This window comes from Cryobacterium zhongshanensis (genome assembly GCF_022760445.1).
Classification (GTDB): domain Bacteria; phylum Actinomycetota; class Actinomycetes; order Actinomycetales; family Microbacteriaceae; genus Cryobacterium; species Cryobacterium algoricola.
In genome coordinates this window covers 943,816-970,752 of record NZ_JALGAR010000001.1, presented here as the reverse complement: position 1 = coordinate 970,752, position 26,937 = coordinate 943,816, and the positions used below count along the sequence as shown (strand labels likewise).

At 70.2% G+C, this 26,937-nt stretch carries 22 protein-coding genes; 7 read left to right on the top strand and 15 right to left on the bottom strand.

All coding sequences use genetic code 11. The features are described 5' to 3' along the window. Positions 1 to 40 precede the first annotated feature (40 nt). From MQH31_RS04395 to MQH31_RS04385, 3 genes are all read right to left on the bottom strand, one after another. Positions 41 to 700 carry a response regulator gene (locus MQH31_RS04395; RefSeq protein ID WP_243011068.1) on the bottom strand — a complete coding sequence of 220 codons (660 nt, stop codon included), beginning with the start codon at positions 698 to 700 and terminating at the stop codon, positions 41 to 43. Then, entirely contained in the window at positions 697 to 1,971 is a 1,275-nt protein-coding gene (locus MQH31_RS04390; protein ID WP_243011067.1) for a sensor histidine kinase, read from the bottom strand. Before MQH31_RS04390 ends, MQH31_RS04395 begins: the two co-directional genes overlap by 4 nt. Before the next feature lie 155 nt (positions 1,972 to 2,126). Further along, positions 2,127 to 3,551: a M50 family metallopeptidase gene (locus tag MQH31_RS04385; protein ID WP_243011066.1), complete on the bottom strand. Its 1,425-nt coding sequence runs from the start codon at positions 3,549 to 3,551 to the stop codon at positions 2,127 to 2,129. Positions 3,552 to 3,616: 65 nt separating this feature from the next. Here MQH31_RS04385 and MQH31_RS04380 point away from each other — a divergent pair, with 65 nt between their 5' ends. From MQH31_RS04380 to MQH31_RS04370, 3 genes are read left to right on the top strand one after another with little or no spacing between them, the layout of a single operon-like run. After that, a complete protein-coding gene (locus MQH31_RS04380; RefSeq protein ID WP_243011065.1) occupies positions 3,617 to 5,026 on the top strand; it encodes a serine/threonine-protein kinase in 1,410 nt (469 codons plus the stop codon). Next, positions 5,023 to 5,496, top strand: a complete 474-nt coding sequence (locus MQH31_RS04375) for a hypothetical protein (RefSeq protein ID WP_243011064.1) — start codon at positions 5,023 to 5,025, stop codon at positions 5,494 to 5,496. The genes MQH31_RS04380 and MQH31_RS04375 overlap by 4 nt, the downstream gene beginning before the upstream one ends. A gap of 25 nt (positions 5,497 to 5,521) precedes the next feature. Then, positions 5,522 to 6,436: an NAD-dependent epimerase/dehydratase family protein gene (locus MQH31_RS04370; protein ID WP_243011063.1), complete on the top strand. Its 915-nt coding sequence runs from the start codon at positions 5,522 to 5,524 to the stop codon at positions 6,434 to 6,436. Between the two features lie 4 nt (positions 6,437 to 6,440). Here the strand turns inward: MQH31_RS04370 and MQH31_RS04365 are convergent, their stop codons facing one another. Together MQH31_RS04365 and dxr are read right to left on the bottom strand one after the other, a co-directional pair. Further along, positions 6,441 to 7,193 carry a hypothetical protein gene (locus MQH31_RS04365; RefSeq protein ID WP_243011062.1) on the bottom strand — a complete coding sequence of 251 codons (753 nt, stop codon included), beginning with the start codon at positions 7,191 to 7,193 and terminating at the stop codon, positions 6,441 to 6,443. A 70-nt stretch (positions 7,194 to 7,263) separates the two neighbouring features. After that, the gene (dxr, locus tag MQH31_RS04360; RefSeq protein ID WP_243011061.1) at positions 7,264 to 8,346 is read right to left on the bottom strand and encodes a 1-deoxy-D-xylulose-5-phosphate reductoisomerase; all 1,083 of its coding nucleotides are present in this window, start codon (positions 8,344 to 8,346) and stop codon (positions 7,264 to 7,266) included. Between the two features lie 52 nt (positions 8,347 to 8,398). Between dxr and MQH31_RS04355 the strand changes: the two genes are divergently transcribed. Both MQH31_RS04355 and MQH31_RS04350 read left to right on the top strand, forming a co-directional pair. Further along, positions 8,399 to 9,205, top strand: coding sequence for a lysophospholipid acyltransferase family protein (locus MQH31_RS04355; RefSeq protein ID WP_372488108.1), 807 nt, complete (start codon positions 8,399 to 8,401; stop codon positions 9,203 to 9,205). 64 nt (positions 9,206 to 9,269) lie between these two features. Then, on the top strand, positions 9,270 to 10,607 hold the full coding sequence (locus tag MQH31_RS04350; protein WP_243011060.1) for an aminotransferase class III-fold pyridoxal phosphate-dependent enzyme: 1,338 nt from the start codon (positions 9,270 to 9,272) through the stop codon (positions 10,605 to 10,607). Between the two features lie 26 nt (positions 10,608 to 10,633). On the opposite strand, the gene MQH31_RS04345 is transcribed toward MQH31_RS04350, so the two are convergent. Continuing rightward, positions 10,634 to 11,104 (bottom strand): OsmC family protein, encoded by a 471-nt coding sequence (locus MQH31_RS04345; protein ID WP_134532766.1) that lies wholly within the window; start codon positions 11,102 to 11,104, stop codon positions 10,634 to 10,636. Positions 11,105 to 11,139: 35 nt separating this feature from the next. On the opposite strand from MQH31_RS04345, the gene gabT reads away from it, so the two are divergent. Together gabT and MQH31_RS04335 are read left to right on the top strand one after the other, a co-directional pair. Beyond that, on the top strand, positions 11,140 to 12,510 hold the full coding sequence (gene gabT, locus MQH31_RS04340) for a 4-aminobutyrate--2-oxoglutarate transaminase (protein ID WP_243011059.1): 1,371 nt from the start codon (positions 11,140 to 11,142) through the stop codon (positions 12,508 to 12,510). Beyond that, positions 12,510 to 13,544 (top strand): asparaginase, encoded by a 1,035-nt coding sequence (locus MQH31_RS04335; RefSeq protein WP_243011058.1) that lies wholly within the window; start codon positions 12,510 to 12,512, stop codon positions 13,542 to 13,544. Before gabT ends, MQH31_RS04335 begins: the two co-directional genes overlap by 1 nt. Positions 13,545 to 13,598: 54 nt before the next feature. Here MQH31_RS04335 and MQH31_RS04330 read toward each other — a convergent pair whose 3' ends face one another. From MQH31_RS04330 to MQH31_RS04290, 9 genes are all read right to left on the bottom strand, one after another. After that, positions 13,599 to 14,405 carry an ABC transporter permease gene (locus MQH31_RS04330; protein WP_243011057.1) on the bottom strand — a complete coding sequence of 269 codons (807 nt, stop codon included), beginning with the start codon at positions 14,403 to 14,405 and terminating at the stop codon, positions 13,599 to 13,601. Then, the gene (locus MQH31_RS04325) at positions 14,402 to 15,316 is read right to left on the bottom strand and encodes an ABC transporter permease (RefSeq protein WP_243011056.1); all 915 of its coding nucleotides are present in this window, start codon (positions 15,314 to 15,316) and stop codon (positions 14,402 to 14,404) included. Before MQH31_RS04325 ends, MQH31_RS04330 begins: the two co-directional genes overlap by 4 nt. Beyond that, positions 15,316 to 16,521, bottom strand: a complete 1,206-nt coding sequence (locus MQH31_RS04320) for an ABC transporter ATP-binding protein (RefSeq protein ID WP_243011055.1) — start codon at positions 16,519 to 16,521, stop codon at positions 15,316 to 15,318. The genes MQH31_RS04325 and MQH31_RS04320 overlap by 1 nt, the downstream gene beginning before the upstream one ends. A 1-nt stretch (position 16,522) precedes the next feature. Continuing rightward, positions 16,523 to 17,734 (bottom strand): ABC transporter substrate-binding protein, encoded by a 1,212-nt coding sequence (locus MQH31_RS04315; protein WP_134532773.1) that lies wholly within the window; start codon positions 17,732 to 17,734, stop codon positions 16,523 to 16,525. Positions 17,735 to 17,938: 204 nt separating this feature from the next. After that, the gene (locus MQH31_RS04310; RefSeq protein ID WP_243011054.1) at positions 17,939 to 21,217 is read right to left on the bottom strand and encodes an FtsK/SpoIIIE domain-containing protein; all 3,279 of its coding nucleotides are present in this window, start codon (positions 21,215 to 21,217) and stop codon (positions 17,939 to 17,941) included. A gap of 156 nt (positions 21,218 to 21,373) precedes the next feature. Next, positions 21,374 to 22,117, bottom strand: coding sequence for an FHA domain-containing protein (locus tag MQH31_RS04305; protein WP_243011053.1), 744 nt, complete (start codon positions 22,115 to 22,117; stop codon positions 21,374 to 21,376). Continuing rightward, positions 22,114 to 24,510, bottom strand: coding sequence for a transglutaminase domain-containing protein (locus MQH31_RS04300; protein WP_243011052.1), 2,397 nt, complete (start codon positions 24,508 to 24,510; stop codon positions 22,114 to 22,116). Before MQH31_RS04300 ends, MQH31_RS04305 begins: the two co-directional genes overlap by 4 nt. Continuing rightward, a complete protein-coding gene (locus MQH31_RS04295) occupies positions 24,507 to 25,904 on the bottom strand; it encodes a DUF58 domain-containing protein (RefSeq protein WP_243011051.1) in 1,398 nt (465 codons plus the stop codon). The genes MQH31_RS04300 and MQH31_RS04295 overlap by 4 nt, the downstream gene beginning before the upstream one ends. Further along, entirely contained in the window at positions 25,901 to 26,911 is a 1,011-nt protein-coding gene (locus tag MQH31_RS04290; RefSeq protein WP_243011050.1) for an AAA family ATPase, read from the bottom strand. The genes MQH31_RS04295 and MQH31_RS04290 overlap by 4 nt, the downstream gene beginning before the upstream one ends. Between the last annotated feature and the right edge of the window lie 26 nt (positions 26,912 to 26,937).

Sequence of the window (26,937 nt, the reverse complement as noted above, 5' to 3'; positions counted from 1 at the left end):
GGCCCGGTGGAGTCACCTCGACTACTCCCCCGGGTGCAGGTCACCAGCCGTCGCTGACGAGTCCCGACTCGTAGGCGAGGATCACCAGTTGCACGCGGTCGCGCGCGGCGAGCTTCGACATGATCCGCGAAACGTGGGTCTTCGCGGTGAGCGGGCTGAGGAACAGCCGCACGCCGATCTCGGTGTTGGTGAGTCCCCGGCCGACGAGCGCGAGCACCTCACGTTCCCGGTCGGTGAGCGCGGCGAGCGCTGCCGGATCGCTCGGCCGCCGTAGCCCGGTCTCGAGCCGGGTGAGCAGTCGCCGGGTCACGCCGGGCGAGAGCAGCGCGTCCCCGGCCGCGGCGACCCGCACCGCCCGGATCAGTTCGGTCGGCTCGGTGTCCTTGACCAGGAAGCCGCTCGCGCCGGCCCTGATCGCCTGGACCACGTACTCGTCGAGTTCGAAGGTCGTCACGATCACGATGTGCGTTCCGGCGAGCTCGGGGTTGCCGGCAATCTGCTCGGTCGCCCAGAGACCGTCGCCGCCGGGCATCCGGACGTCCATCAGCACGACGTCGGGCCGGAGCCGGGTGACCTGCTCAACGGCTTCCGCGCCCGTCGCCGCGTCCGCGACGACCTCGAGGTCCGGTTCGGACTCGAGCAGGGAGCGGAAGCCCGCCCGGATCAGCTGCTGGTCGTCGGCGATGACGACGCGGATCACCGCATCCTCCGCACGGGAAGGCGCGCCTCGACGAGGAACCCGCCCGGCGACGGCCGTTCGACGCGCAGGCTCCCGCCGAGGAGTTCCGCGCGTTCGCGCATGCCGAGCAGGCCGCCGCCGGGAACGATGGCCGGGTCGAGCGGCTCGGTCGAGCCCTCGTCGGTCACCGTGAGCACGGCGTAACCGTCGTCGAGCTCGAGCCGGACGGTCGCTGACCGGGTCTGCGAGTGCCGCAGCACGTTGGTGAGGGACTCCTGGCAGATCCGAAAGAGCGCGAGCTGGGTGGCGGCGGTCGTGGCCTCCATCACGGGCTGCAGCTGTGCGATGAGCTCGACGTGCAACCCCTGGGCGCTGTACGAGTCGATCAGAGCGGGAAGCCGCGACAGGTCGGGCTCGGGGGTGAGCGGCACGGTACCCCCGGCACTCTCACCGCTCTCCCCCTCGGTGTCGGAACGCAGGATGCCGAGCACCGTGCGTACCTCATCGAGCGCGGTCTTGCTCGTGAGCTTGATGTTCGCGAGGGCCTCCGCCGCCTTCGCGGGCTGGCTGTCGATGAGGTGCAGTCCGACTCCGGCCTGCACGTTGATCAGGGACAACGAATGCGCGAGCACGTCGTGCAGTTCCCGCGCGATGCGCACCCGCTCGCGCTGTTCCGCGGACTGGCGGCGGGCATCCGCTCGGCGGCGCAGCTCACGGATCTGCTCGCGCCGGGTGCGCACCCATTCTCCGATCGCGCAGAGCACGGCGAGGGCGACGGTCGTGATCGCGATGCGGGCGGGCGGAAGCGGGACTCCGAGCGTGCCGGCGAGCGCGATGGTCGTCGCCCAGGCCACGGCAACGGATGCGTAGACCCAGACCCGCGCGCCGCGCACGATCCCGAGCACGATCGCGAAGGCCAGGGCCACGTAGGGCAGGCCGATGTCCGGGCGGAGCAGGATGAGCGCGCCGGCCGCAGCGGCGCACACGGCCGCAACCGGGCCGGGGAAGCGGCGGGCGCCGAGGAGGGCGATCGGACCGATCAGGGCGAGGGCGACCGCGAGGAACCAGCCGGGCCGGGGCGCGCCGAGTTCACCGCCGAGATCATGCCCGGCGTGGCCGAAGTCGCGGCCGTAGCGGGCGAGCACGACGGTCGCGGGAACCTGGACGAGGAACGAGAAGATCGCGGGGAAGCGCACCCGGCCCCTGCGTGGCATTCGGTTACCGAAGTCGGCAACGGGAAGCGCGCGGTCGTGGTCGAACCACGGCGCGTCGGTATCCCAGTGTGGTGGCATATTCCGATGCTACGTGCCGGAGCGACCCCCGGCATCCGCCCCCGGGAGTACGTACCGGCGCGCACTCTGGCCCTGGGCCATGTCGCGAGTGTCACCTTTCCGGTCGAGAGTGCCCCGCGGAAAGGTCACTCTCGACCGGAAAGGTGTCCGGGGTTTCAGCCGAAGAGGTTGATCGGCTTGACGATGTCGGCGTAGATGAGCAGGAGGCTCATGCCGCCGAGCACGATGACGACCGCGAAGGTGAGCGGCATCAGCCTGGCCATGTCGACCGGGCCCGGATCCTTGCGCTTGAAGAGCTTCGCGACCCGGCGGCGCAGGCCCTCCCAGAGTGCGCCCGCGACGTGGCCGCCGTCGAGCGGCATCAGCGGGATCAGGTTGAACACGAACAGGGCAACGTTGAGCGAGGCGAGCAGGCCGATCAGGCTCGCGGCCTTGCTCGCGATGGGGATGGTGTTGATGCTCGCGATCTCGCCGGCGACGCGGCCGACGCCGACGACGCTGATCGGACCGTTCGGGTCGCGCTCGCCGGGACCGAATGCGGCGTTGACGATGTCGACCATCCGTTGGGGGAGGTTCAGGATCATGTGCACGACGGCGCCGATGTTGTCTCCGACGGCGGGGAGCACGGCCGTGACGGGCTGTTGGACGAGTTCGCCTGCCGGGCCGATGCCGACGAAGCCGACCTCCTGGGTGACGGCCGTGCCGTCGGCATCCGTCGTGACCTTGCCTGCGGAGTCGAGCACGTACCGTTCGGTCAGTTTGGGGGTGATCGTGAGGTTCACGTCGGTTCCGGCGCGGTCGACGACGACGGCGAGCGGGGTGCCTGGCGAGCTGCGGATGATCCCGGTGGACTGGTCCCAGCTCGTGATCGCGGTGCCGTCGATGCTCACGAGGCGATCGCCGGGCTGCAGGCCGGCCGCGGCGCCCGGGGACTTCTCGTCGGTTGCGCCACAGGCCGTCTGGGTGCTCGAGGCCGGGAGGACGCACGCGGACACGCTGCCGACCGTTGTGCTCGCCTGCGCGGTTCCGAAGCCCATCAGGAGCACGGCGAAGAGCACGACCGCGATCAGCAGGTTCATGGTCGGGCCGCCGAGCATGATGATGATGCGCTTCCACACGGCCAGGCGGTAGAAGGCGCGGTGTTCCTCGCCGGCGCCGATCGTGTCGGCGCTCGACTGGCGGGCGTCCTCGACGAGGCTCGTCAGGGCGCCTGGCCTCTTCGCGTTCGGGTCCTGGAGGTTCGGGTCCTGGGCGGTCTGGTCCTGGGCGGGAGCGCCCTCCTGCACCAGCTGGTTGAAGAAGCCCGTGCTGTTGGGGTGGGGCTTCTCACCGGGCTTCGCGGGCGGGAACATGCCGATCATGGAGATATATCCGCCGAGGGGAATGGCCTTCACGCCGTATTCGGTTTCGCCCTTGCGGCGCGACCACAGCGTGGGGCCGAAGCCGATCATGTACTGGGTGACCTTGACGCCGAAGGCCTTCGCCGGCAGCAGGTGGCCGATTTCGTGCAGGCCGATGGACAGGGCGAGTCCGATGACGACGATGACGACGCCCAAGATATACAGCAGCACGGTTTCCACAGTCGTAGATTACTCACCCCAAGCTGACAGGCCGCTGGCGGTTCGCTATGCGGGATGTGGTTTGCTTGGGTACCGAACCCGAAAGGACTCTCCTCCTGCCTTCGCCTTCCTCGGGCTCCGCCCGCCAGCTTGACGCCCTCATCGGCGTCAGCCTCGCCGACCGTTTCCGGATCGACCGGCTGATCGGTACCGGGGGGATGGCCGTCGTCTACGAGGCGACCGACCTCGCCCTGGGCCGCACCGTCGCGGTCAAGCTCTTCCGGCTCAATACCGCGGACGATGCCGGCCCGGAACGGCAGAGCGGCGAAGTCGCCGTGCTCGCGAGCCTCAACCACTTCGCCCTCGTCACGCTCTTCGACGCGGGCACCGCGATCGTCGACGGGACCGCCCGCACCTTCATCGTGATGGAACTCGTCGACGGCACCGACCTGCGCACCCGGATCGCCGCCGGCCCGCTGCCTCGGTCCGAGGTCGCCACCATCGGCGCTGACCTCGCGGAGGCGCTGCACTACGTGCACGAACGCGGGATCATCCACCGCGACATCAAGCCCGCGAACGTGCTGCTGGCCCCCTCCGGTTTCCCCGGCCGCGCGGCGCACGCCAAGCTCGCAGACTTCGGCATCGCCAGGCTCGTCGACGCGACCCGCCTCACAGCGACCGGCTCCTTCCTCGGAACGGCCGGCTATCTCAGCCCTGAACAGGCGCTCGGCACGACGATCGGCGCGCCGAGCGACGTCTACTCCCTCGGTCTGGTGCTGCTCGAATGCCTGACCGGAGAGCGCGCGTACCCGGGAACCGCGATCGAGTCCGCGATGGCGCGGCTGCAGCGCGACCCGGAGGTCCCCGTGGCCTTTGGCCCGGCCTGGGCCGCGGTACTCGGCGGCATGACCCAGCGCGAACCGGGCGCGCGGTTCAGTCCGGCGGATGCCGCAGTGCGGCTGCGGCTGCTGGCGCAGTCCGAGGCGGCGGACACGGCGGACGCCCCGACGAGCGCCTACGCTCCGGCGGACGCCCCGACGCGCGGGTTCCTGGCACCGAGCGCCCCGACGCGGGCGCTCGACCCGGCACAAGAATCTGCGGCGACACGCGCCTTCGCCCCGGCGGACGCCCCGACGCTGTTCCTTCCCGGCGAGCCCTCCGGATCCGCCACTGACCGGTCCGGAGGCGGATCCACTGCCGAGACGGTGGCGTTCGGCGCCGGGACGCCGGGGCGGGCGACCGAGGCGCCGGCGGCATCCGTTCGCGCGCCCCGGGCAACGGCCTGGCCTCGGATGCTCACCGGCACGACCGGTCTCGCCGTGCTCCTCATCGCGGCAGCCGCCCTGATCACGATCGTCGTGCTCGGCGTCACGCTGCGCCCCGCCGCGCAGGCGGATGCCCCGGCCGGCTCGTCCACGAGCGCCCCGGCATACCCCGACGTTACGGGCACTCTCGGCGAGCACCTCCGACAGCTCCAGGAAAGCGTGGCCCCGTGAGCGCCGGCAGACCCGCCAGGACCCGCACGGGAACCGGCACCATCCGTGGCCGCGTCGCGGCGCTCGTGGGCGGCGCGCTGCTCGTGGCCGCCGCCCTCACGGGATGCGCGTCGGACGACTCCCCCGTGCAGCCGTCGACGGCGACCCAGTTGCAGTCGGGCGTGCTCGCGGTGACCGAGGCCGCAGCGGCCGGCGACTACCCGGGCGCCTCCGCGGCCCTCGACGCCGTGCAGGCCGACCTGCTCACGGCGGCCGCGACCGGCCAGGTCACGGGAACCCGCGCGACCGAGATCCAGGCGGCGATCGACGGTGTGACCGCCGATCTGGCGGCGCTCGCCGCTGCGGCGAGCACGCCCACCGCGACGCCAGGAACGGGCCCCAAGCCCCCTCCGTCCGTTGACAGTGGCCCCGGCACGGGCAACGGTAAGAAGGACAAGTGCAATCCGAAGAAGGACAACTGCGACGGGTGACCCTCGCCCCGGGCCGGAAGGACAGATGACTCACCACCTTGTTGTCGGGGCCGGCCTGATCGGCCGTCCCGTCGCCGAACGGCTCGCCGCGCGCGGGGACACCGTCACGATCGCGACCCGCTCCGGGTCACCCGCGGCGGGGGCGACCCCGCTCGTGCTCGACGCGAGCGACCCGGACGCCTTCTCCGCCGCAGCGGCCGGGGCATCCACGATCTTCCTCTGCACCAACCCGCCCTACACCGACTGGGCCGAACAGTGGCCCCCGATCGTCGGTGCGGCGATCACCGCCGCCGCGGCGACAGGCGCTTCCCTCGTCGTGATGGGCAACCTGTACCCGTACGGTACGCCGCGCGGGGCGATGACCGAGCACACTCCGGAGACGACGACCGAGCGGAAGGGCCTGATCCGGAGGGAGGGCTGGCGCCGGGTGCGTGCGGCGCACGAGAACGGCCAGATCCGGGCGGTCGAGGTGCGCGCGAGCGACTACTTCGGCCCGGGTTCGACCGGCACCGCGCACCTCGGCGCTGACTTCTTCACCTCAATCCTGGCTAGCACGACCGCGCGGGTCGTCGGCAAGCCCGAACTCCCGCACAGCTGGAGCTACCTGCCCGACATCGTGTCGACCCTGATCGCCGCCGCGGACCACACCGGGGACTGGGGCCGGATCTGGCACGTGCCGAGCGCGTCGGCCAGCCGGGTGGAGATCGCCGCCGAGCTGAATGAACGCTACGACTGCGCGGGCTCGGTCTCCGGCTACCCGCAGTGGGTGCTGCGGAGCATCGGCCTCGTCAACCCGCTGATGCGCGAGGTCTATGCCTCGAGCTACCAGTTCACCTCGCCGTTCATCATCGAATCGGCAGAGACCGAACGCGACCTCGGCGTCGCACCGACCCCGTGGCTCACCGCCCTCACGGCGACGGCGGACAGCTACCGGGCCTGACCGGTCAGCCGCCCCAGTTCTGAGCTGGGGCGATCAAGGTGGTGACGACAGCAGGGGCCTTCCCCACCCTCACCCGCACCGAATACGTCATCGCCTCGCCGCTCGCGCCCGTCGCGACGGTTCTTTCCTCGAAGGTTCCGTCGTACACCGTGCCTCCGGTGACCTCGACGGGCGTCAGGGCACCCGGGGCGCGCGCGTCGACGTCGCCCTTGGTTTGGCCGACCTGCACACCAGCAGCCGTGGTGATCGGGAGAGCGCCGGACGAGGGGCCGTCGACCCGCGCGTACCAGTCGAACTGCCAGTCCGACTCGACCGCGGTGACCGGGTCGGTCAGTGTGATCCCGTCCCAGCTGTAGGACGTGCCTGGGTCCGATTCCACAACGTGAGCGGACGGCGCCACGACGGGCTGGGTCCCGGTCGCTGCGACGAGGATAGCCACGGCGTTCGCGATGGGTTCCGTGTAGTCGACAGACCCTCGCTGCACGCCGGCGGCATCGACGACCTCGAGCCGGTCCGAATGCAAAACGATGCTGGTCGGAGCGGATGCCGGGTCGGCCGCCGGCGTCCCTGTCGGCGCGGTCGCGGCATCCGTCGCCACAGTCGAAGACGAGACCGACGGTACAGCGGCCGGCGGGCTTGCCCCGTCCGCACCGGCGCACGCAGCGAGCGTCACGGCGAGAACGCCACAGAGAATGGCCGCAGGAACGGCCCGCTTCACACAGATCATGATCGCCACGCCGTTGTCCCCCGTTGTCACTATGACATCACTGTATCCGCTGAATAGCCGTTCTGGCCAGACGTTTCGGATTGGCCAGGCGCCGGGCGGGCTACGCCTCGAGGAGTATGTCGGCGGCGGCGCGGGCCCAGGACTCTGCGGCGGCGAGGGACTCGCGGGTGAGGGGGCCGTCCTGCTCGTGGGTCTCGACGACCCGCTGGATGGTGTCGACGATGTCGAGGAAGCCGATCCGGCCGGCATGGAAGGCGGCGACGGCCTGCTCGTTGGCCGCGTTGAACACGGCCGGGTAGGTGCCACCGGCACGGCCGACCTGCTTGGCGAGTGCGACGGCGGGGAACGCGACGGTGTCGAGGGGTTCGAACGTCCAGGTCTGCGGCTTCGTCCAGTCGAGGGGAACGCCGACGGCGGCGACGCGGTTCGGCCAGTCGAGGCCGAGCGAGATCGGCAGGCGCATGTCGGGCGGCGAGGCCTGCGCGATCGTCGAGCCGTCGATGAACTCGACCATCGAGTGCACGATCGACTGCGGGTGTACGGCGACGTCGATGTCCTCGTAGGCGACGTCGAAGAGCAGGTGCGCCTCGATGATCTCGAGGCCCTTGTTCACGAGGGTCGCCGAGTTCGTCGTGACGACGAGCCCCATGTCCCAGGTCGGGTGCGCGAGCGCCTGGGCGGGGGTCACCGACCGCATCTCCTCGCGGGTGCGCCCTCTGAACGGGCCACCGGATGCCGTCAGCACGAGCCGGGACACCTCACGGGCCGTGCCTGACCGGAGCGCCTGCGCGATCGCGGAATGCTCCGAGTCGACCGGCACGATCTGCCCGGGCGCGGCGAGCGCCGTGACCAGGTCACCGCCGACGATGAGGGACTCCTTGTTCGCGAGGGCGAGGGTGCGCCCGGCCCTGAGCGCCGCAAGGGTCGGGCCGAGCCCCACAGACCCCGTAATGCCGTTGAGCACCACGTCCGCGTCGACATCCGTCACGAGCTGTTCTGCCTCGACGGCGCCGAGCGCGGTGTCGTCGACCTGGAATTCCTCCGCCTGCTGCGCAAGCAGTTCCCGATTGGTGCCTGCCGAAAGACCGACCACTTCGAAGCGGGTCGGATTGGCCCGGATCACGTCGAGGGCCTGGGTTCCGATCGAACCGGTGGACCCGAGGATTACTACTCGTCTGCGCATTCCCTCAGACTAGCTTTCGTGGTACCGGGTGTCACGGCGGTAGGGTCGAGCAGTGACCGGAGCCAAGGACGAACCCCAGGAACCCCTTATCCAGGAGCCCGATGAGGCCGCGGAGACCGCTTCGGATCTCCCCAAAACCCGTCGCCCCGGATTCGTCTACTACCTGAGTTACGGCATCATGGCGCCGATCGCCCGGATCATCTTCCGTCCGATCATCACGGGCACGGAGAACATCCCCCGCTCCGGCCGGGTCATCCTCGCGAGCAATCACCTCTCGTTCATCGACAGCATGGTCATCCCGCTCGTGACCCCGCGCCGCGTGCAGTACCTCGCGAAGTCGACGTACTTCACCGGGACGGGATTCAAGGGGTACCTGACCCGCACCTGGTTCGAGTCGATCGGTGCTGTCGGGATCGAACGCGGTGCCGGCCAGGCCGCACAGGACGCGCTCGACGCCGGGCGCAGCATCCTCGAATCGGACAGCGCATTCGCCATCTACCCCGAGGGCACCCGCTCCCTCGACGGGCGCCTGTATAAAGGACGCACCGGCGTCGCCTGGCTCGCCCTCACGACGGGCGCCGTCGTCGTGCCGGTCGGCCTGATCGGCACCCAGGAGATCCAGCCCGTCGGCACCCGGATCCCCCGGGTGCGGAAGATCACCGTCAACTTCGGCGAACCGATCGACGTCAGCCGCCACGGGCCGGCCACTTCAGGCCGGGCCCGCCGCCAGGCCACCGACGAGATCATGGCCGCCATCCACAAGCTGTCCGGCCAGGAACTCGCCGGGCGCTACAACGAATCACCCCGCCCCGGGCTGCACGGGCTCGCAGACAAGGTCTTCCCGCGAGAGCGCGTCTAACCGGGTTCGGTCGCGACCGGCGCGCGGAAACACCGGGGAAATCGACGCAAACTAAGCTGGACCCATGTCTGCTTCGTACTCGGTCCCCCAAAAACGCAAACTCGTCACCGCCCTGCCGGGCCCCAAGTCCATTGAACTGCAGGAACGCCGGGTCAACTCGGTCTCCCGCGGAGCCGGCACGCTCATCAATGTCTACATGGACCACGGAGCCGGCGCGATCCTCGTCGACGTCGACGGCAACCAGATCATCGACATGGGCTGCGGCATCGGGGTCACCACGATCGGGCACGCGAACGCCGAGGTCGCCGAGGCCGCCGCCGCCCAGGCCGCGAAGCTGACCCACACCCTCTTCACGGTCACGCCGTACGAGAACTACGTCGCCGTCGCCGAGAAGCTCGCCGAGATCACCCCCGGTGACTTCCCGAAGAAGTCGATCCTCGTCAACACGGGTGCAGAGGCCGTCGAGAACGCGGTCAAGATCGCCCGTAAGTTCACCGGCCGTCGCGCCATCGTCGCGCTCGACCACGCCTTCCACGGCCGCACCAACCTCACCATGACCATGACGTACCGGCCCTGGCCGGAACGCGCCGGCATGGGCCCGTTCCCCGGCGAGATCTACAGCGTCCCGACGAGCTACCCGTACCGCGACGGACTGACCGGCGAGGAAGCCGCCGAGAAGACGATCGACTACATCACGACCCACATCGGCGCCACCGAGATCGCGGCGTTCTTCGTCGAGCCGATCCAGGGCGACGGCGGCATCGTCATCCCCGCCCCCGGCTACTTCAAGCGGATCAGCGAGTTCTGCACCGAGAACGGTATCGTCTTCGTCTCCGACGAGATCCAGGCCGGCATCGCCCGCACCGGCGTCTGGTACGCGATCGAGCACCACGGCGTCGTCCCCGACCTCGTCACCACGGCCAAGGGCATCGCGGGCGGCTTCCCGCTCGCCGCCGTCACCGGTCGCGCCGACATCATGGATGCCGTGCAGCCCGGCGGCATCGGCGGAACCTTCGGCGGCAACCCGGTTTCGACCGCGGCAGCGCTCAAGGTGCTCGAGATCATCGAACGCGACGACCTGCTCGGCGAGGCCAAGCGCGTCGAGAAGGCCCTCTGGGCCCGCATCGGCGACTGGGCCGAGAAGTTCTCCGTCGTCGGCGAGGTCCGCGGGAAGGGCGCCATGTTCGGCGTCGAGCTCGTGCACCCCGGAACGACCACGCCGTATCCCGAGGCGCTCACCGCGATCATCAAGCACGCGACCACGCACGGCGTGATCGTGCTCGACGCCGGCAGCTGGGACTCCGTGCTGCGGATCATGCCGTCCGTCGTCATCTCCGAGGAGCTCATCGACGACGCGGCATCCGTCATCGAAGAGACGCTGCGCGCCCTCTCCGGCGTCTGACCCGCTGTCGCTCCCTGACCTGCGGGTCAGGGAGCGGCGACGGTCTCGGGTTCGTGCCCGACCGGGAAGTTCACCGATGCGGCGATGAAGCACTCCCGCTCGGCCTCGGCGTGCAGCGACTGGGCGAGATCCACCTGGCCGGCATCGGAGACGGTGACCCGTGGCCGCAGTGTCACCCCGGTGAAGTGGCCGCCGCCGTTGGTCTGGACCATCGTGCCGGTCGCGTCATCGGTGTACCCGACCACGACGACGCCGTTCCTCGCGGCCACGTGCAGGTACGAGAGCATGTGGCACTGGCTCAGCGCGGCAATCAGGAGTTCCTCCGGGTTCCAGCGGTCGGCGTCGCCGCGGAACGCGCGGTCCGATGACCCCTCGACCGGATGCTTGCCCTCTGCGGACACGACATGGTCGCGCCCGTATGCCCGGTAGTCGCTTGTGCCCGTTCCGCGGTTGCCTGTCCACGCAACACGCACGTCGAAGTGGTGCTCAATTTTCATTCCCCGATTCTCTCACTGGGTAAACTGAACGCATCATGACTGACACGCTGACGCCCTCGACCCCACCGTCCACTGCTCCCTCGGTCACGCAGGAGCGACGCATCGTCACGGCCATCCCCGGCCCGCGTTCGGTCGAGCTGCAGCAGCGCCGCCTCGCGACGGTGTCCGGCGGCGTCGGCTCAGCCCTCCCGGTGTACATCGTGAAGGCCCACGGGGCGATCGTCGTCGACGTCGACGGCAACCAGTTCATCGACCTCGGTGCCGGCATCGGCGTCACGACGATCGGCCACACCGAGGCGAGCGTCGTCGCTGCCGCGGTCGGGCAGGCGGAGGACTTCATCCACACCCTCTTCACGGTCACGCCGTACGAGGAATACGTGCGCGTCTGCGAGCTCCTCGCCGAGCACACCCCCGGCGATTTCGCGAAGAAGTCGGTGCTGATCAACTCGGGCGCCGAAGCCGTGGAGAACGGCGTGAAGATCGCCCGCAAGTTCACCGGTCGCCGTGCCGTCGCCGTGCTCGACCACGCATACCACGGCCGCACCGTGCTCACGATGGCGATGAACTACAAGGCGATGCCGTACGCGACCGGCTACGGCCCGCTCGCGAGCGACGTGTACCACGTGCCGAGCTCGTACCCCTATCACGACGGCCTCAGCGGGGCGGATGCCGCCGCACGCACGATCGCCTACCTCGACAAGGTCATCGGCGCGTCCGACCTGGCCTGCCTCGTCGTCGAACCGATCCAGGGCGAGGGCGGCTTCATGGTCGCCGCCGAGGGCTACTTCACCGCCCTGCAGGACTGGTGCACCGCCAACGGCGTCGTCATGATCGCGGACGAGATCCAGAGCGGCATGGCCCGTACAGGCGCCTACTACGCGAGCGAGCACTTCGGCTGGGTCCCCGACCTCGTGCTCACGGCCAAGGGCATCGCCGGCGGCTTCCCGCTCGCGGCGGTCACCGGACGCGCCGAGATCATGGACGCTTCCCAGACCGGCGGCCTCGGCGGCACCTTCGGCGGCAACCCGGTCTCCTGCGCCGCTGCGATCGCCGTCTTCGAGGCGATCGAGGCGAACAACCTCCTTGCGGAGGGGCAGCGGATCGAGAAGACCCTGCGCGCGGGCCTCGGGAAGCTTCAGGACAAGTACGACATCATCGGGGACATCCGTGGGCGTGGTGCGATGATCGCGATCGAGCTCGTGCAGCCGGGCACCGGGGCGACGACCAAGGTGGCCAACGCCGCGGCGGTCAACTCGATCGCGGCATACGCCGCCCAGCACGGCGTGCTGCTGCTCACCGCGGGCACCTACGGCAACGTGCTCCGGTTCCTGCCGAGCCTCGCCGTCACCGACGCACTGCTCCTCGATGCCCTCTCGGTCATCGACGACGCGATCGCCGCGCTCTAGTGTCGTTCGCGGACACACTCGGGCACACCCAGCTCCCGCACCCCGTGCAGACCTTCGCCGTGACGGATGCCGTCGAACTCGCCGTCGTCGAACGCAGCGGCTTCGTCGAGTCGCGGCATGCCGGTTCCGCCGTCGTTCTGACGGGAGAGGGCGCCGTGCTGCGCTCCCTCGGCGATGTCACGAGCCCGGTCTTCCCCCGCTCGTCGATGAAGCCGTTCCAGGCCGTCGCGGTGATGGCGAGCGGCGTCACCCTGCGCGGTGAGGATGCCGCGATCGCGACCGCGAGCCACACCGGCACCCAACGCCACGCCGATCTCGTGCGCGGCCTGCTCTCCCGGGCCGGAATCCCGGAGACCGCGCTCGCCTGCCCGCCGGCCTGGCCGATCGACCACGCGACCCGCGATGCGCTCGTGCGCCTCGGCGCGGGCCAGGCCCCCATCTACATGGAGTGCTCGGGCAAGCACGCGGCGATGCTCGTGGCGTGTGTGCAGAACGAGTGGCCGCTGACCGGATACCTCGAGCCGGAGCATCCGCTGCAGAAGCGCATTCTCGACGTCGTCGAACGCTTCACCGGGGAACGCCCCGCCGCCTCGGGCGTCGACGGCTGCGGCGCGCCCGTGCACGCCCTCTCCCTCGCCGGCCTCGCCCGCGGCATCGGCCGGATCGCGTCGTCGAAGTCGAACTCGCCGTTCGCGATCTACCGTGAGGCCGGCTTCCTCTCCGAGGCCGTTCGCCAGAACGGCTGGGTCGTCGCGGGGCCCGGCAAGCCGGACACCCTCGTGATCGACCGGCTCGGCCTGTTCGTGAAGGGCGGCGCAGAGGGCATCATGGTCGCGGCCGCCCCGAACGGAACGACCGTCGCACTCAAGATCCTCGACGGCAGCCTGCGGGCGGCGACGCTCGTCGCACTCAACCTGCTCGCCGACGCTGGCGCGATCGCCCACACGGATGTCGAAGCGCTGCTCCCCGACCTCGGCCTCGCCGTGTACGGCGGCGGCCACGCAGTCGGACGCATCCACGCGAGCTACCGGTAGCGCGGACGCGGCCCCGCCCCAGTTGTTACCCTGTGCGCGGGTGGCGAGCCACGGCTAGCCCTCCTTGGCGAGCCTCTTCGCCCGTGCCGCGGAGGACACCTGCGCGGTGACGACGACCACGAGCGCGAAGATGAAGACGGCGGATGCGATCACGTTCGCCTCTGCGGGGATGCCGCGGGCCGCGGAGATGTAGATGTACTTCGGGAACGTCGTGACGGCACCCGAGTTGAAGTTCGTGATGATGAAGTCATCGAAACTCAGCGCGAACGACAACAGGGCGGCGGCGAGGATGCCGGGGACCAGCAGCGGGAGCGTCACCCGGAGGAAGACCTGGGCCGACGAACCGTAGAGGTCGCGCCCGGCCTCCTCGAGCGCGGGGTCGAGGCTCGCGACGCGGGCCTTGACGGTCACGACGACGAAGCTGATGCAGAACATCGTGTGCGCGAGGATGATCGTGGTCATGTCCTTGGCGACGCCGAGCGACAGGAACTGCGCGGCGAGTCCCGCGCCGAGGACGACTTCCGGCGTGGCCATCGGCAGGAAGAGCAGCAGGCTCGTCGCCGAGCGGAACCGGAACCGGTAGCGCACGATCGCGATCGCGATCATGGTGCCCATCACGGTCGCGAGCACGGTCGCGACGGAGCCGATCACGAGGCTGTTGCCGAACGCTTCGCAGACCGCACCGTTCTGCACGGCGCACACGTTCAGCCACTTGTCGAAGGTGAACCCGCGCCAGGTGATGTTCGACTTGAGCGAGTCGTTGAACGAGAAGACGAACGTGTACGCGATCGGGACCATCAGGAACAGCAGGGCGAGGGCGGAGTAGAGCGGCAGCAGCCACTTGCCGAGGGAGATCTTCACAGCAGTTCCTCCGTGCCCGCACGTTTGACGTAGATTCCGACGATCACGAGGATCACGCTCATCAGGATGATCGAGAGGGCCGCGGCCGCCGGGTAGTTAAGCAGCACCAGGAAGTTGGCCTCGATCACGTTGCCGATCATCTGGCTGTCCGGCCCGCCGAGGAAGTCGCGACTCGCGTTGACGTAGTCGCCGGCGGCGGGGATGAAGGTCAGCAGGGTACCCGCGACGATCCCGGGCATCGACAGGGGGATCGTCACCTTGCGGAACACGTCGAACGGGTGCGCATACAGGTCGCTCGCCGCCTCGAGGTAGCGCAGGTCGAGCCGCTCGAGGGTCGTGTAGAGCGGAAGGGTCATGAACGGGATGAAGTTGTAGGTCAACCCGAAGATGACGGCGATCGGAGTGCCGGTGAGGTGGGCATCCGGCGCGAGCAGCGAGACGGCCTTGAGGCTCGTCACGACGAAGGACTCGTCGGAGAGCAGCTGCTTCCAGGCCAGGGTGCGCAGCAGGAAGCTGATGAAGAACGGCGCGATCACGAGCACGAGCATCAGGCTCTGCAGCAACGGCCAGCGCCGCGCGGTCACGCCGATGAAATAGGCGAGCGGGTAGCTGAACAGCAGGGCGAGCACCGTCGCGGCGAGGGCGAAGGCGAAGGACCGCACGATGTGCGGCCAGTAGTCGGTGACGACGTCGACGTAGTTCTGCCAGTTGAACGCATACGTGTACTGGCCGATGTCCCCGAACTCGGCGGGCGCCTGGAACGAGGTGATCAGGAGCGACACGAGCGGCGTCAGGAAGAACAGGACGAGATAGAGGATGCCGGGCAACAGCAGCAGGAGTGCGACCCGGCTGCGTCGCCGCGGGGCCGGGTCTGCCTGCGCAGTCGTGGTGGCGAAGGCCGCGAACGCCACTAGGCCTCCTCGAGCTCCGTGACGAGGGACTCGCGACGCTGCGCCGCGATGCTCCGGGTGTCGGTGTCCGCGGCGAACCGGGGGCCGGCGCCCGGAACGGGCTCGTCTTCGAGGCCGAAGCCGTGCTCGACGTGCCAGTCCAGCCAGACCTCGTCACCGACATCCGCGACCGGGCCGAAGGCCATGTTCTGGGCGAAGACGATCAGGGTGCCGATGTAGGGCACGGCGACGAGGTACTGGGTGCTCACGCCGCTGAAGGACACGTCGATCACCCGGCCGGGGCCCATGATGTTGCGGTCTGCGGCCTCGGCGGGCGCCTTCCGGTGCAGCCACATCTTCTCCGGACGGACGCCGATCGTGACCTCGCCGGCATGACGGTGCGCCCGGTCAGCGGGAACGATGACCCGGTGCCCGGCGACGTCGACCGTGATCGACGTGCTCGTGCTGCCGATGACGGGCCCGGTGAAGAGGTTCGACTGGCCGAGGAAGTTGGCGACGAAGGCCGTCTTCGGCAGCTCGTAGAGCACCTCTGGCGCACCCATCTGTTCGATCCGGCCCTTGTTCATCACCGCGATGGTGTCGGCCATGGTCATGGCCTCCTCCTGGTCGTGCGTGACGTGCAGGAAGGTGAGCCCGACTTCCTCCTGGATGGTCTTGAGCTCGAGCTGCATCTGCCTGCGCAGTTTGAGGTCGAGGGCGCCGAGCGGTTCGTCGAGCAGCAGGAGGGCCGGCTTGTTCACGATCGCCCGGGCCAGGGCGACCCGCTGCTGCTGCCCGCCGGACAGCTGCTGCGGCTTGCGGGCGGCGAGGTGGTCGAGCTCGACGAGCCGGAGCGCCTCGTGCGCCTTGCCGACCGGGTCGGCGATCTTCCGGCGGCGGAGCCCGAAGGCGACGTTCTCGAGCACGGTCATGTGCGGGAAGAGCGCGTAGCTCTGGAACACCGTGTTGACCGGGCGCTGGAAGGCCTTCTGCTGAGTGACATCCGTCCCGCCGATCAGGATGCTGCCCGCGGTCGGCTCTTCGAGACCTGCGACGAGCCGGAGCGTCGTCGTCTTGCCGCAGCCGGACGGGCCGAGCAGGGCGAAGAAGGAGCCGGCCGGGATGGAGAGGTCGAGGTGCTCGATGGCGGTGAAGCCGGGGAAGCGCTTCTGGATGCCGACCAGTTCGAGGTCTGCTCCGGCGTCGGCGAAGGTGCCGGATGCCACCCTAGGCTCCCAGCAGGATCGACTGGAAGTCGGCGCCGTACTTCTGTTCCTCTGTCCCGTCGAGGGTGCGGAACACGTGTGCCTTCGCGAGGGTCGAGTCGTCCGGGAAGATCAGCTGGTTGTTCGCGAGCTCGGGGTCGATCGCCATCGCGGCCTCCTTCGCGCCGGCGACCGGGGTGATGTAGTTCACGTATGCAGCGACCTCGGCGGCGACCTCTGGCTCGTAGTAGTAGTTGATGAGCTTTTCGACGTTCTTCTTGCGCGGGGATCCGATCGGCACGATGAAGTTGTCGTTCCAGAGCGTTCCGCCCTTCTCGGGTACTGCGAAGCCCCACTTGTCGCCGTTCTCGGCGTTGAGCTGCACGATGTCACCCGACCAGACGATGGCGGCGAGGGTGTCCTCGTTGACGAGGTCCTCCTTGTACGCGTTGCCCTTGATGTTGCGGACCTGGCCGTTGGCGACCTGCTTCTTGAACTCGTCGATCGCGGCGCCGAATTCGGAGTCGCCCCACTTCCCGGAGATGTCGACGCCCTGGTCGAGCATGATCAGGCCCATCGTGTCCCGCATCTCGGAGAGGACGCCGACGCGGCCCTTCAGGCTCGGGTCCCACAGCTCGGAGACCGACGTGAACCCGTTGGGGAGCTTCTCCTTGTTCCAGGCGATCCCGGCGAAGCCACCCTGCCACGGCACGCTCATCGAGCGGCCGGGGTCGAAGTCGACGTCCTTGAGGGACGGGACGAGGTTGCTGAGGTTGGGGATGTTCGCGTGGTCGAGGCCCTGGGTGTACCCGAATCGGATCAGCCGGCCGACCATCCAGTCGGTGAGGCACGCGACATCGGCGCCGATGTCCTTGCCGAGGGCGAGCTGGTCCTTGACCTTGCCGTAGTACGTGTTGTTGTCGTCCACGGCTTCCGTGTACGCGACCTTGATGCCGGTTTCGGCGGTGAACGCCTCGAGCGTGGGGTAGCTTCCGGCGTCGTCTACGTCGATGTAGAGCGCCCAGTTGTCCCAGCGGATGGTCTTGTCCGAATCGGAGACATCGGCGGCGGCGGAGGGCTTGGCGGCCCCGCCGGTGGAGCATGCGGCGAGGGCGAGGGCCGCGGCACCGGCACCGGCCCCCGCGAGCAACGTGCGACGGCCGAGCGTGGCCTGCTGGGCCTGGCGGACGAGCTGGCGAATCATCGGGTCGGCGGGCAACGGCCTCGGCATCATGTCTGGGGTCTCCTTGCGGTTTCGGCGAGCGAACACCCACACGACGACGGGTGAGTTGCTAGATACTCGCACAGCGCGGCCTCATAGTCACGGCTGAGTGACCAGATCATCGATTACGTAACCCAGTTGTCACGAAATCAGCAGTTTTAGGGCCGTTTGGCACTCGAAAAGGGCCCTCGGGACGGTCCTCGACCCGAAGCGGGGTCACGGTCGGCCGAAGGCCACCCGGGTGAGGTCTCCGTCGGGTGAGAGGGACCAGAGGTGGCCGCGCCCGGGCGCCAGGGGCGGCGGGAGCTCCCGCCTGCGGGTCAGCATGCGGTAGTCGGCGAGGGTGCAACCGTCGAAGACGAGGGGTGCGCGCACCCGGAGCGCGGCCAGGAGCGACCAGTTGGCCTGCCAGGTCTCGGCATCTCCGATGAAGACGGTCGCCGCGCCCGGCCGGGCCAGGGCCGCCTCGGTGTCGGCGGCAGCGGCGCGAGCCGTCAGCTCCACGATGTCGGGGTGTGCGGCATCCGCTCGGAGGCGAGCGGCCGCCCGGGCGGGAGACCCGCTGACGAGGATGACCGACGTGCCCGGATCGAGGGTGAGCACGGTCGCGGTCGCGAACGATCCCGGGCGGGGCCCTGCGCTGCCCGTGGCACCGCTGACCATGGCACCGCTGACCGTGGCACCGCTGGCCGGCGATGCGCCGTCCGGCACCGCACTCTCCGGGGAGAGCACCTGGATCCGGCGGCCTCGCCAGTGTCCGCCGCCGGGTGGGAGGGTCGGATCGTACTGGGCCGCCTGTCCCCCTGCCGCGAGATGTTCGGCACGATCGGGAAGGCGAAGCAACAGATGGTCCTGGGACAGCGTCGCCAGGTTCTGGAGCGGCCCGGTGAGTCGTTGCGCCGTGATGAGGACGCGCAGTCCAAGTGGCAGCCCGTCGCGGAGCAGGCTCGCGAGGCACTCGAGGGCCGCCTGCCGGTGTTCCGGCTCCCAGCGGGCACACACCGAATCAAAATCGTCGAGCAACAGGAGCCTCGCCGGGCGCGCGAGGCGGTCACGCACTGCGCCGGCCGGATCGGTGCGGACCCAGCGCATGCCTCCCCGGTCGATCCAGGCACGCGCCTCGGTCAGGGCGTCCCAGACGGCTTCGACGTCGGGAACCGGCCAGCCGACCCACTCGTGCGCGACGCGCGCCTGGGACGCGAAAACGGCGAGTACCGAGCTCTTTCCGCTCCGCACTCCCCCGAGGACGAACATGTTGCCGTCGCCGGGACCGAACCGGGCCACGCTGTACCGTTGCCGGTCCGGATCGTCGACCAGCCCGAAGCGGAATTCGTGTTCCCCGGCCGTGGCCCGGTCCGAAGCGCGTGCCTCCGAAGCGTGTGCCTCCGAATCGGGTGCCTCTGTATCGGGCCCGCCGAGGTCCTGGAGGCCATCGAGGTCGGCGAGGGTGACCCGGCCGGGAAGCGGGTCGAGCCAGGGCCGGCGCGGGTGCCGGGGCGGCGGGGCCTCTCCGCGCCCCGCTGGGCCCGTGACGGCAGCCAGGGCCTCGATCTCCGCGCCCGAGGTGACGGCGACCTGGCAGGGCTCTGGATCGCCGTCCCCCAGCGCGATCAGGCACCGACCGGGAGCTGCGGCCGGAATGGCGGCGGCTGCGTCCGTCCCGAGCACGGCCTGGCTATCCGCCGCATTGTTGACGCGCAGGGAGATCCGGAGGCTGCAGTTGGCGAGCAGTGCGTCCCGCACGACTCCGGCCGGGCGCTGGGTGCACAACACGAGGTGCACCCCGAGCGAGCGTCCCCTGGCCGCAATGTCGACGAAGAGGGCGTGGAGTTCGGGAAACGACGCGAGCATGGTCGCGAACTCGTCGACGACGATCACGAGCCGCGGCAGTGCGGTGTGCCCCGTCGGCGTGTGCGGCGACACCGGCCCGCAGAGGGCACGCAATTCGGCCAGGTCGCGGGCACCCGCAGCGGCGAGCACGCGTTCCCGGTGACGCAGCTCGGCGGCGAGGCTCACGAGGGCGCGTTCCGCCTGCCGCCCGTCGAGATCGGTGACCAGTCCGACACAGTGCGGGAGAACAGTGAGCGGGCGAAATGCCGCACCTCCCTTGAAGTCGATGAGCAGGAAGGTGAGCTCGTCCGGTGACCGGTCTGCGGCCATCTGGCTGACCCAGGTCACCAGCAGTTCGCTCTTTCCGCTTCCGGTCGTTCCACCGACGATGGCGTGCGGCCCGTGGCCGACGAGGTCGAGCGTGACCGGCCCGTCGGCGCCGACACCGATCGCGCAGGCCAGCCCGTCCCGGTCCACCGCAGACGGTGCGGCGGAGAGCGGATGGCCGACGCGCGCGGCCAGCTCGGCGCGCGTGACCCGGGCGGGCAGGGACAGCTGCCCGCCGAGAAGGCCCGCCGTCTCGGCGCGGTCTCGGAGCAGCCGAGCGAAACTGCCCGCCTGTTCCCTGGTGATGAGCTCCGGCCGGAGGTCCCGGCGGGGAGACGACCCCGGACGGTGCCCCTCGCCCGCTGGGCTCCCGACGCTCCCGGTTTCCGCGGATCCCGCAGAGAAGAGCACTTCGGCCCTGGTCGGGCTGTGCACGCGCACGACCGTCGCGCAGCCCGGCGGAACGTCGGCGAGGTCTGTGGCCAGCAGCAACCAGGGTGCGGGCGGGTGCCCGTGCTGCGGGACTGCGACGGGAGCGCGGGTGCCAGTGGTCGACGTGTCGGTGAGGCGAAGAACGACGGTCGTCCGGACGGGACGGCTGTGGCCTGCGCGGCCCGCGAGACCGACGGGCTCCGCGCTGCGCGGTGGTGGCGAGTGCGGCAGCGCTCGGGTCCACGCCCAGTCGTCGCCGGCCGCCTGTTCCGTCGCGACCGGTTCCAGGGCGAATCGGTCCGGCGCCAGCGTGAAGGCGAGCTGCACGAGCAGCGCGCGGGCGAACGCCGCCACGAGGACGGCGGGCCCGACGATCGCGACGCCACCGGCGGCATCCGCTGTGATGGGCGCATCGGTGAGCGTGCCCGCCCAGGCGCGCAGCTCCCGATGCGAGCCGGCTCCGTCGAGACGGACACCGCTCGCCGTGCTTCCCGTTCCCAGCACCACGGGGACCCCGCTTCCGGCTCGTGGCCTCCACCGGGATGCCCGGTCCGGCGTTTCGAGGAGCAGGGACGCCGAGGGTGCCTCCTGCCGTCGCCGTCGGCGCAGTTCGGTGTGCCGGTCGGTGACGGCGATCCGCAGGTCGGCGAGAGCCGCCGCGTGCGCTGCGGCGTCGCGGCGGCGGGTGCGGCGCGCGGCTCGGCGACCGTCGACGACGCCCGCCACCGCGATCACCGGGCCGAGCACGGCGAACAGCAGCACGAACGGTGAACCGGTCACGAGCCAGATCACTCCGGCCGCCACGAGGGGCGCCAGGGAGGCGATCAGCGGGAACGCGGTGGGAGGGGGGTCCGTCGGGGACGCGGGTAGCGACAGCGGTTCGTCGGCGAGGAAGTTGTCGGTCACCCGGACAGCAGAACACCGGAACGCGCTGACGACCGGTGGCAGACCGCATCGGTGGGCCGGTAGTCGGCTGGCCGGGGTGGTGAGGAGTAACCCCCGCGGCTGGCCGGAACCGAACCGCACGCACCCGGCCGGCGTTGGCCGCCTCCGACGGACGTCTCAGCTGACCTGGAAGTACTGGTCGCCGATCTCGACGCGCGAGCCGCGCGGCACGAGGTAGCGGCGGCCGGGCTCGCACCGCACCATCGTCGCGTCGGGGCGGCGGATGATGGTGCCGTTGCCGGAGAAGCGGTCGTTGACCCAGAGCTCGCCGTCATGCTGGCCGAACTCGAGGTGGGTCTTCGACACCGACATCCCGGGATCGATGATCTGCACCAGACGGTCGAAGTGCTCGCTCGGTTGCGGCATCGGCCGGCGTCCGATCAGCCCGGTGCCGCGCACTTCGAGGTCTTCTCCCGTGCTGAACCGCAGTACGAAGGCGCCGCCGGTTGCCGGGTCGGCGCCACCGGTGAGGGCGACGTGGGAACCGTGGGTGTGCGCGCCCTGACGGGACGGGGGCGCGGGGTTCACGGGCCGCAGGCGACGCCCGGGCGCGAAGGGTGATGGCGATTCGAGCTCGGCTCCACCAGCCGGCACGGCAGGGCCAGGCACGGCAGGGGCAGGCACGGCGGGGGGCTGGGCGGACGCCGCAGGCTCCCCGAGCGCTCCGGAGCCGGCCGCAGCGGTCGTCACCGGAATCGACACGACGCTCGGCCTGGGTCGCAGCGGCTGGATGATGGTCGTGTCGTTCGGACGCGGGTCGTGACGCTTGCGGGTTTTCGGGGTGGCCTTCGTCGAACTGCCGCATTCACCGCAGAACATGGCGCCCACACTCAACGGCGCCCCGCAGATCAGGCAATTCACGAAACGGCTCCTTCCATTCGCCGGTCCTGGCCGGGGTGGGAAACCCCGTCAGCGCTCGGCGTGCCCCGATTCACAGGTGGAACGGATGCCCTTCCAGCGTAGCGAGCGAACGAGCGCAACGAAATGAGCGCCCGGAACCGGTCCCTGCGCGTGCGTCCGGCGGCGAGCGCGACCCGGAGGTCTCCGACCATTCTCCAGATCTGGTCGGCGACACCGTCGCTCGGCCGCCCCGGCGCGAAGACGGCCCGGTCGACCGCGACCGCCGCCGCAACGGGCGGTTCCCCGCCGACCGCTTCGGCCAGTTCGAGGCGGGTCGCCCCGACCGGCACGTCGATGCCGAAGTCCGCCGCCGTGTCTGCGAATTCACGCCAGCCACCGCGCACCCGGTCGAGCGTTGAGCCCGTCCTTCGACGGCGACTGCGCCGACGTGCCTTCGCGACGATCACGAGGAGGAACGGGCCGGCGATGACGAGGGCGGCGAGCAGCGTCCAGCCCGTGATCGTCAACACGGTGAGAAGGAACGCCAGGAGTGGCGACAGTGGCGCCGGTGGCGTTTCCGGGGCGTTCTCCGGAGTGGCGGGATCCCGCTGCTCCGTCACACTCGGCGCGAGCGGCGGCACGACGGTCTGCGGGCGCGATACGATCTGGGGCCGGTCCGGCTGTTTCTCCGGCACATCGCGGACGGCCGGGGTGGGGTCGATCGTCACCCAGCCCTCCGACGCCGTCTGAACCTCGATCCAGGCCGACACGTCTGCACCGTGCACGATCACCGGCGTCGCCCCGTCGCCTGAGACCCCGGGCTGCTGCGGGGCGAATCCCATGACGACCCTGGCCGGGAAACCCAGCCGCCGTGCCAGCAGCGCGGCCGCGACGGCGTACTGTTCGGCGTCTCCGAGCATGGGTTCATCGGTGAACAGCTGGCTGATCCGGTCCAGGCCGTGGCCCGACCGGCTCACGGGCTCGTCCGCACCGACGCCGTGGCTCACATAGCCGTCCGCCTTCAACCCGTCGAGCATGGCCTGCAGTTGCACGCCGGGCGGGTCCCCGGCTCGAACGTATCCCGCGAGCGCCTCTTCGACGGAGTCCGGGAGTGCCTCGAGGGCAGGCAGGGCTGCCGTGCCCGGCGTGACCGTTGCGAGCGAGCGAGGAGCCCGTGGCACGACCGCGGTGGCCGTGTAGGTGTCGCCGGAGGCGAGTCCGCCGAGTACCGCGGCGGTCCCCGTGCCGTCGTTGTAGTAGAACGCATCGGCCCTGGCCGTGCCGGTCGCACCGGTGAAGCGGATGCGTTCGAGCTGCCCGGTGCCCGGGACCCAGACGCCCGCATACCCGGCGATCGTCACGTCGATCGACGAGGGATCCCCGGCGACCGCGCTCTGGTCCAACCGGTCGGGCAGCCGGGTGAAGGCGTTCGCGGCACCATCGAGGGAATAGACGATCCCGTTGTACGAATCGAGAGCGGCGAGTCGGAGCCGGCCCCCTGCCGGCAGGCCGGTCACCGACAGCATCACGGCGTCGGACTGCCCCTGCTGCAGGTAACTGCGGAATTCGCTCAGCGGGCTCGGGTAGTCGTTCGGATCGAACGGCTGCTGCACGCGGGCCCGCACGACGTCCCGGGGCACCTGAACCGGGAAGGCCACCGCGGCCGCGGTGCCGACCCCGATCGCGAGCGCGGTGATCAGCGCGGCGGAGAGCACCCCACGGGCAGCGTTGAGCCGACGACCGGCCTTCGATTCGCGGGTGCGCGCGGACTGACGGGCGCCGGAGAGGCCGAGGAGCGCCCGTCGTCGTGCCGCGCGTTGCCAGAGCAACCAGAACAGCAGCACGACGAAGAGGGCGAGGCCGGTCTCGATCGGCGCGAATCCGACGGTCGGGCCGAGTCCGATCCCGGCGACGTAGAGCGCGATCGGCCCGAGGACACCGAGCTCGCCGATCCGAGCTCGGAGGGCGATCGAGAGCCCGGTGACGGTGCTCGTCAGGACGAGGATGAGGGCGGGCACGAGCAGGGCCTGGTACGAGCCGACCGGGAGCACGATCGTGACGAGCTCCTTCCAGCTCAGCGCGGTCGCCGCGGCGAGGTCCCCGAGCCCGGCGAGGGTCGGGACCACGCCCTGGGTCGCCTCGCCCGGGATCGCGAGCGGCACGCCGACCAGGAAATACACCGCGATCGTGACGAGGGAGACCAGCCACGCCCGCCAGTGGAACACCGTCCCGACGATCGCGATTCCCGCACCGAGCGCCGCGGCGACGACAACGAGCACCACGAATTCGCGGTTGCCGTAGACCGGCCACAGCGTCACGGCCGCGACCATCGTCGCGAGCAACATCGCCACCGTGTTTCCGATGATGAAGCCGGCGGATGCACGGCGCCGGCCTTGTACCGCTCTGTCGGTCACGCGGCGACCCCCCTGGCGAGGCTGTGCTGCAGGTCCTCGAGGAAGCCGATGGTGAGCACGCTGAGCTCGGCGACGCGCCGGAGGCCCGGCACGGACGCTGTCGCACAGACGACGGCCACGACTTCGACCCCGCCGGGGAAATGGGTCGCCGCTGCGCGCAGCTCGGCGAGGCTCACCGTCGAGCCGTACACGAGGAAGGCGACGGAGATGCCGGCGACGGCATCCGCCGCTGACTGCGCGAGCGCGCCGAGCGGCAGTGCGTCCTTGGTGCGGTCCACCCGGCACAGGTCGTCGAGCAGGCGGGTGGTCGTCAGGGTGCTGAGCCGTTCGGCCGCGGGGCGCCGCCGGTTCCGGTCCGAACGGCCCGGCCGGTGCTCCCCCTGGCCCGGGGCCCGGCCAGGGGCACTGTGGCGGACGGCACCGGGTGCAACGGCGCTCGTGACGACGGACACCGTGCGCGCGTCGCGGATCGCCCGCACGCCGAGGGAGCCGGCGACGCTCACGGCGAGTTCGAATTCCTCGTCGTCGGCATAGTCGTCTGCGGCGAGGCTCAGCGCCACCAGCAGGTGGCTGCGCCGGGACTCCTCGTACTGGCGCACCATGAGGCGGCCGGTCTTCGCCGTGCTCTTCCAGTGGATGCTGCGCCGCTCGTCGCCCGGCACGTACTCGCGCAGGGCATGGAAGGACATGTCGAGGTTGGTGAGGTCCCTGGTGGGGTTTCCCTCGAGGTCACGGATGAACCCCGTGCTCATGCTCGGAATCGGGAGGGTGCGCGGGTGCACGAAGAGGTCGACGCGTTCTGCCCAGACGAGTTCCCTGCGCACGAGGCCGACCGGGTCCGCGCGCACCGTGCGCACCGGCCCGATCGGGATGATGCCGCGCCGCATGGTCGGGACGATGAACACGTCCTCGAAGTGTGCGCCCCTGGCGAGCCCCGGCATCGCGAACTCGGCGAGGCCGAGGCCGACGGGAACCTCGACCCCGACGCCGGGCAGCCGTCGACCGCTGGGGTTGCGCACGATCAATTCACCGGGGACCCGCTCCCCGACCACGACCCGGTCCACTGGAACCCGGAGCCGGATCTGGTACGCCGTGCGCCCGACGAGGAAGCCGAATGAGGCCAGGACGAGGGCGAGTCCCGCCCAGCCGAGCACCACGAGTTCGGTCCAGCCGAGCAGGTACCCGGTCGCGAGGGCAAGGGCGGCGGATGCGAGAACGCTCCAGCCGAGGACCGTGACGACGGCGGTGGCGCGCCGCCAGGTCCTCACCAGCAGCGCGCCGGCCGCCCATACGGCACGGACAGCGCGGACGGCACGCACGAGCAGCGCGGCGAGACGGCCGTCGGCGGTGTCCTCGCCGAGGCCGTTCGGACGTGCGCCGTCCTGGTCGCTCACGCGGCCTGCCGGTCCCCCGGCGGAGGCGTCTCGATCAGGATGCGCGCGACGATGCTCGAGGGTGTGACGCCGTCGAACTCGGCCTCCGGATCGAGCAGGAGCCGGTGCGCGAGGACCGCCTCTGCGAGCTGTTTCACGTCGTCGGGGATGACGTAGTGCCGCCCGTTTGCCGCGGCGAGGGTCTTCGCGGTGCGGATGAGGGCCAGCGCCCCGCGCACGCTCGCGCCGAGGCGTACCTCGGTGCTCGTGCGCGTCGCGTCGACCAGGCGGGAGACGTAGTCGTTGATGGAGGGGTCGACGTGGACCGTCCTGGCGAGTGCGGCGAGTTCGACGACCGTCGCGGCGGCGATGACGGCCGGGACGACGACCGCGTGCGCGCGACGGCCGGCGCCCTCGAGGATCCGGATCGTCGAGGCATGGTCCGGGTAGCCGATCGAGGTCTTCATGATGAACCGGTCGAGCTGGGCCTCCGGCAGCCGGTAGGTGCCCGCCTGCTCGATGGGGTTCTGGGTGGCGATCACCATGAACGGCTCGGCGACGGGGTGCGTCACCCCGTCCGCGGTGATCTGCTCTTCCTCCATCACCTCGAGCAGCGCAGCCTGGGTCTTCGGGCTCGCGCGGTTGATCTCGTCGGCGAGCACGATATTGGCGAAAACGGGACCGCGGTGGAACTCGAACGCACCGCTGCGCTGGTCGTAGATGCTGACACCGGTGATGTCGCCGGGGAGCAGGTCCGGCGTGAACTGGATCCGGTTGCTGGTGCCCTGGACGCTCTGCGCGATCGCCCGCGCGAGGCTCGTCTTGCCGGTGCCGGGGACGTCTTCGAGCAGCAGGTGACCGCCGCTGAGCAATGCGGTGAACGCCATCCGGATGACGTGGTGCTTGCCGAGCAGAACCCGTTCGACCCCGGAGACGAGCCGCTCGAAGACCTCGGCGAAGTGCGCGGCCTGCTCGGCGGTCATCGTGGCAGCGGCAGCCTGGTCGGGCGAGGTCGTCTGGGCATTCATCGGGCCGGTCCTTGGGATAGTCATCT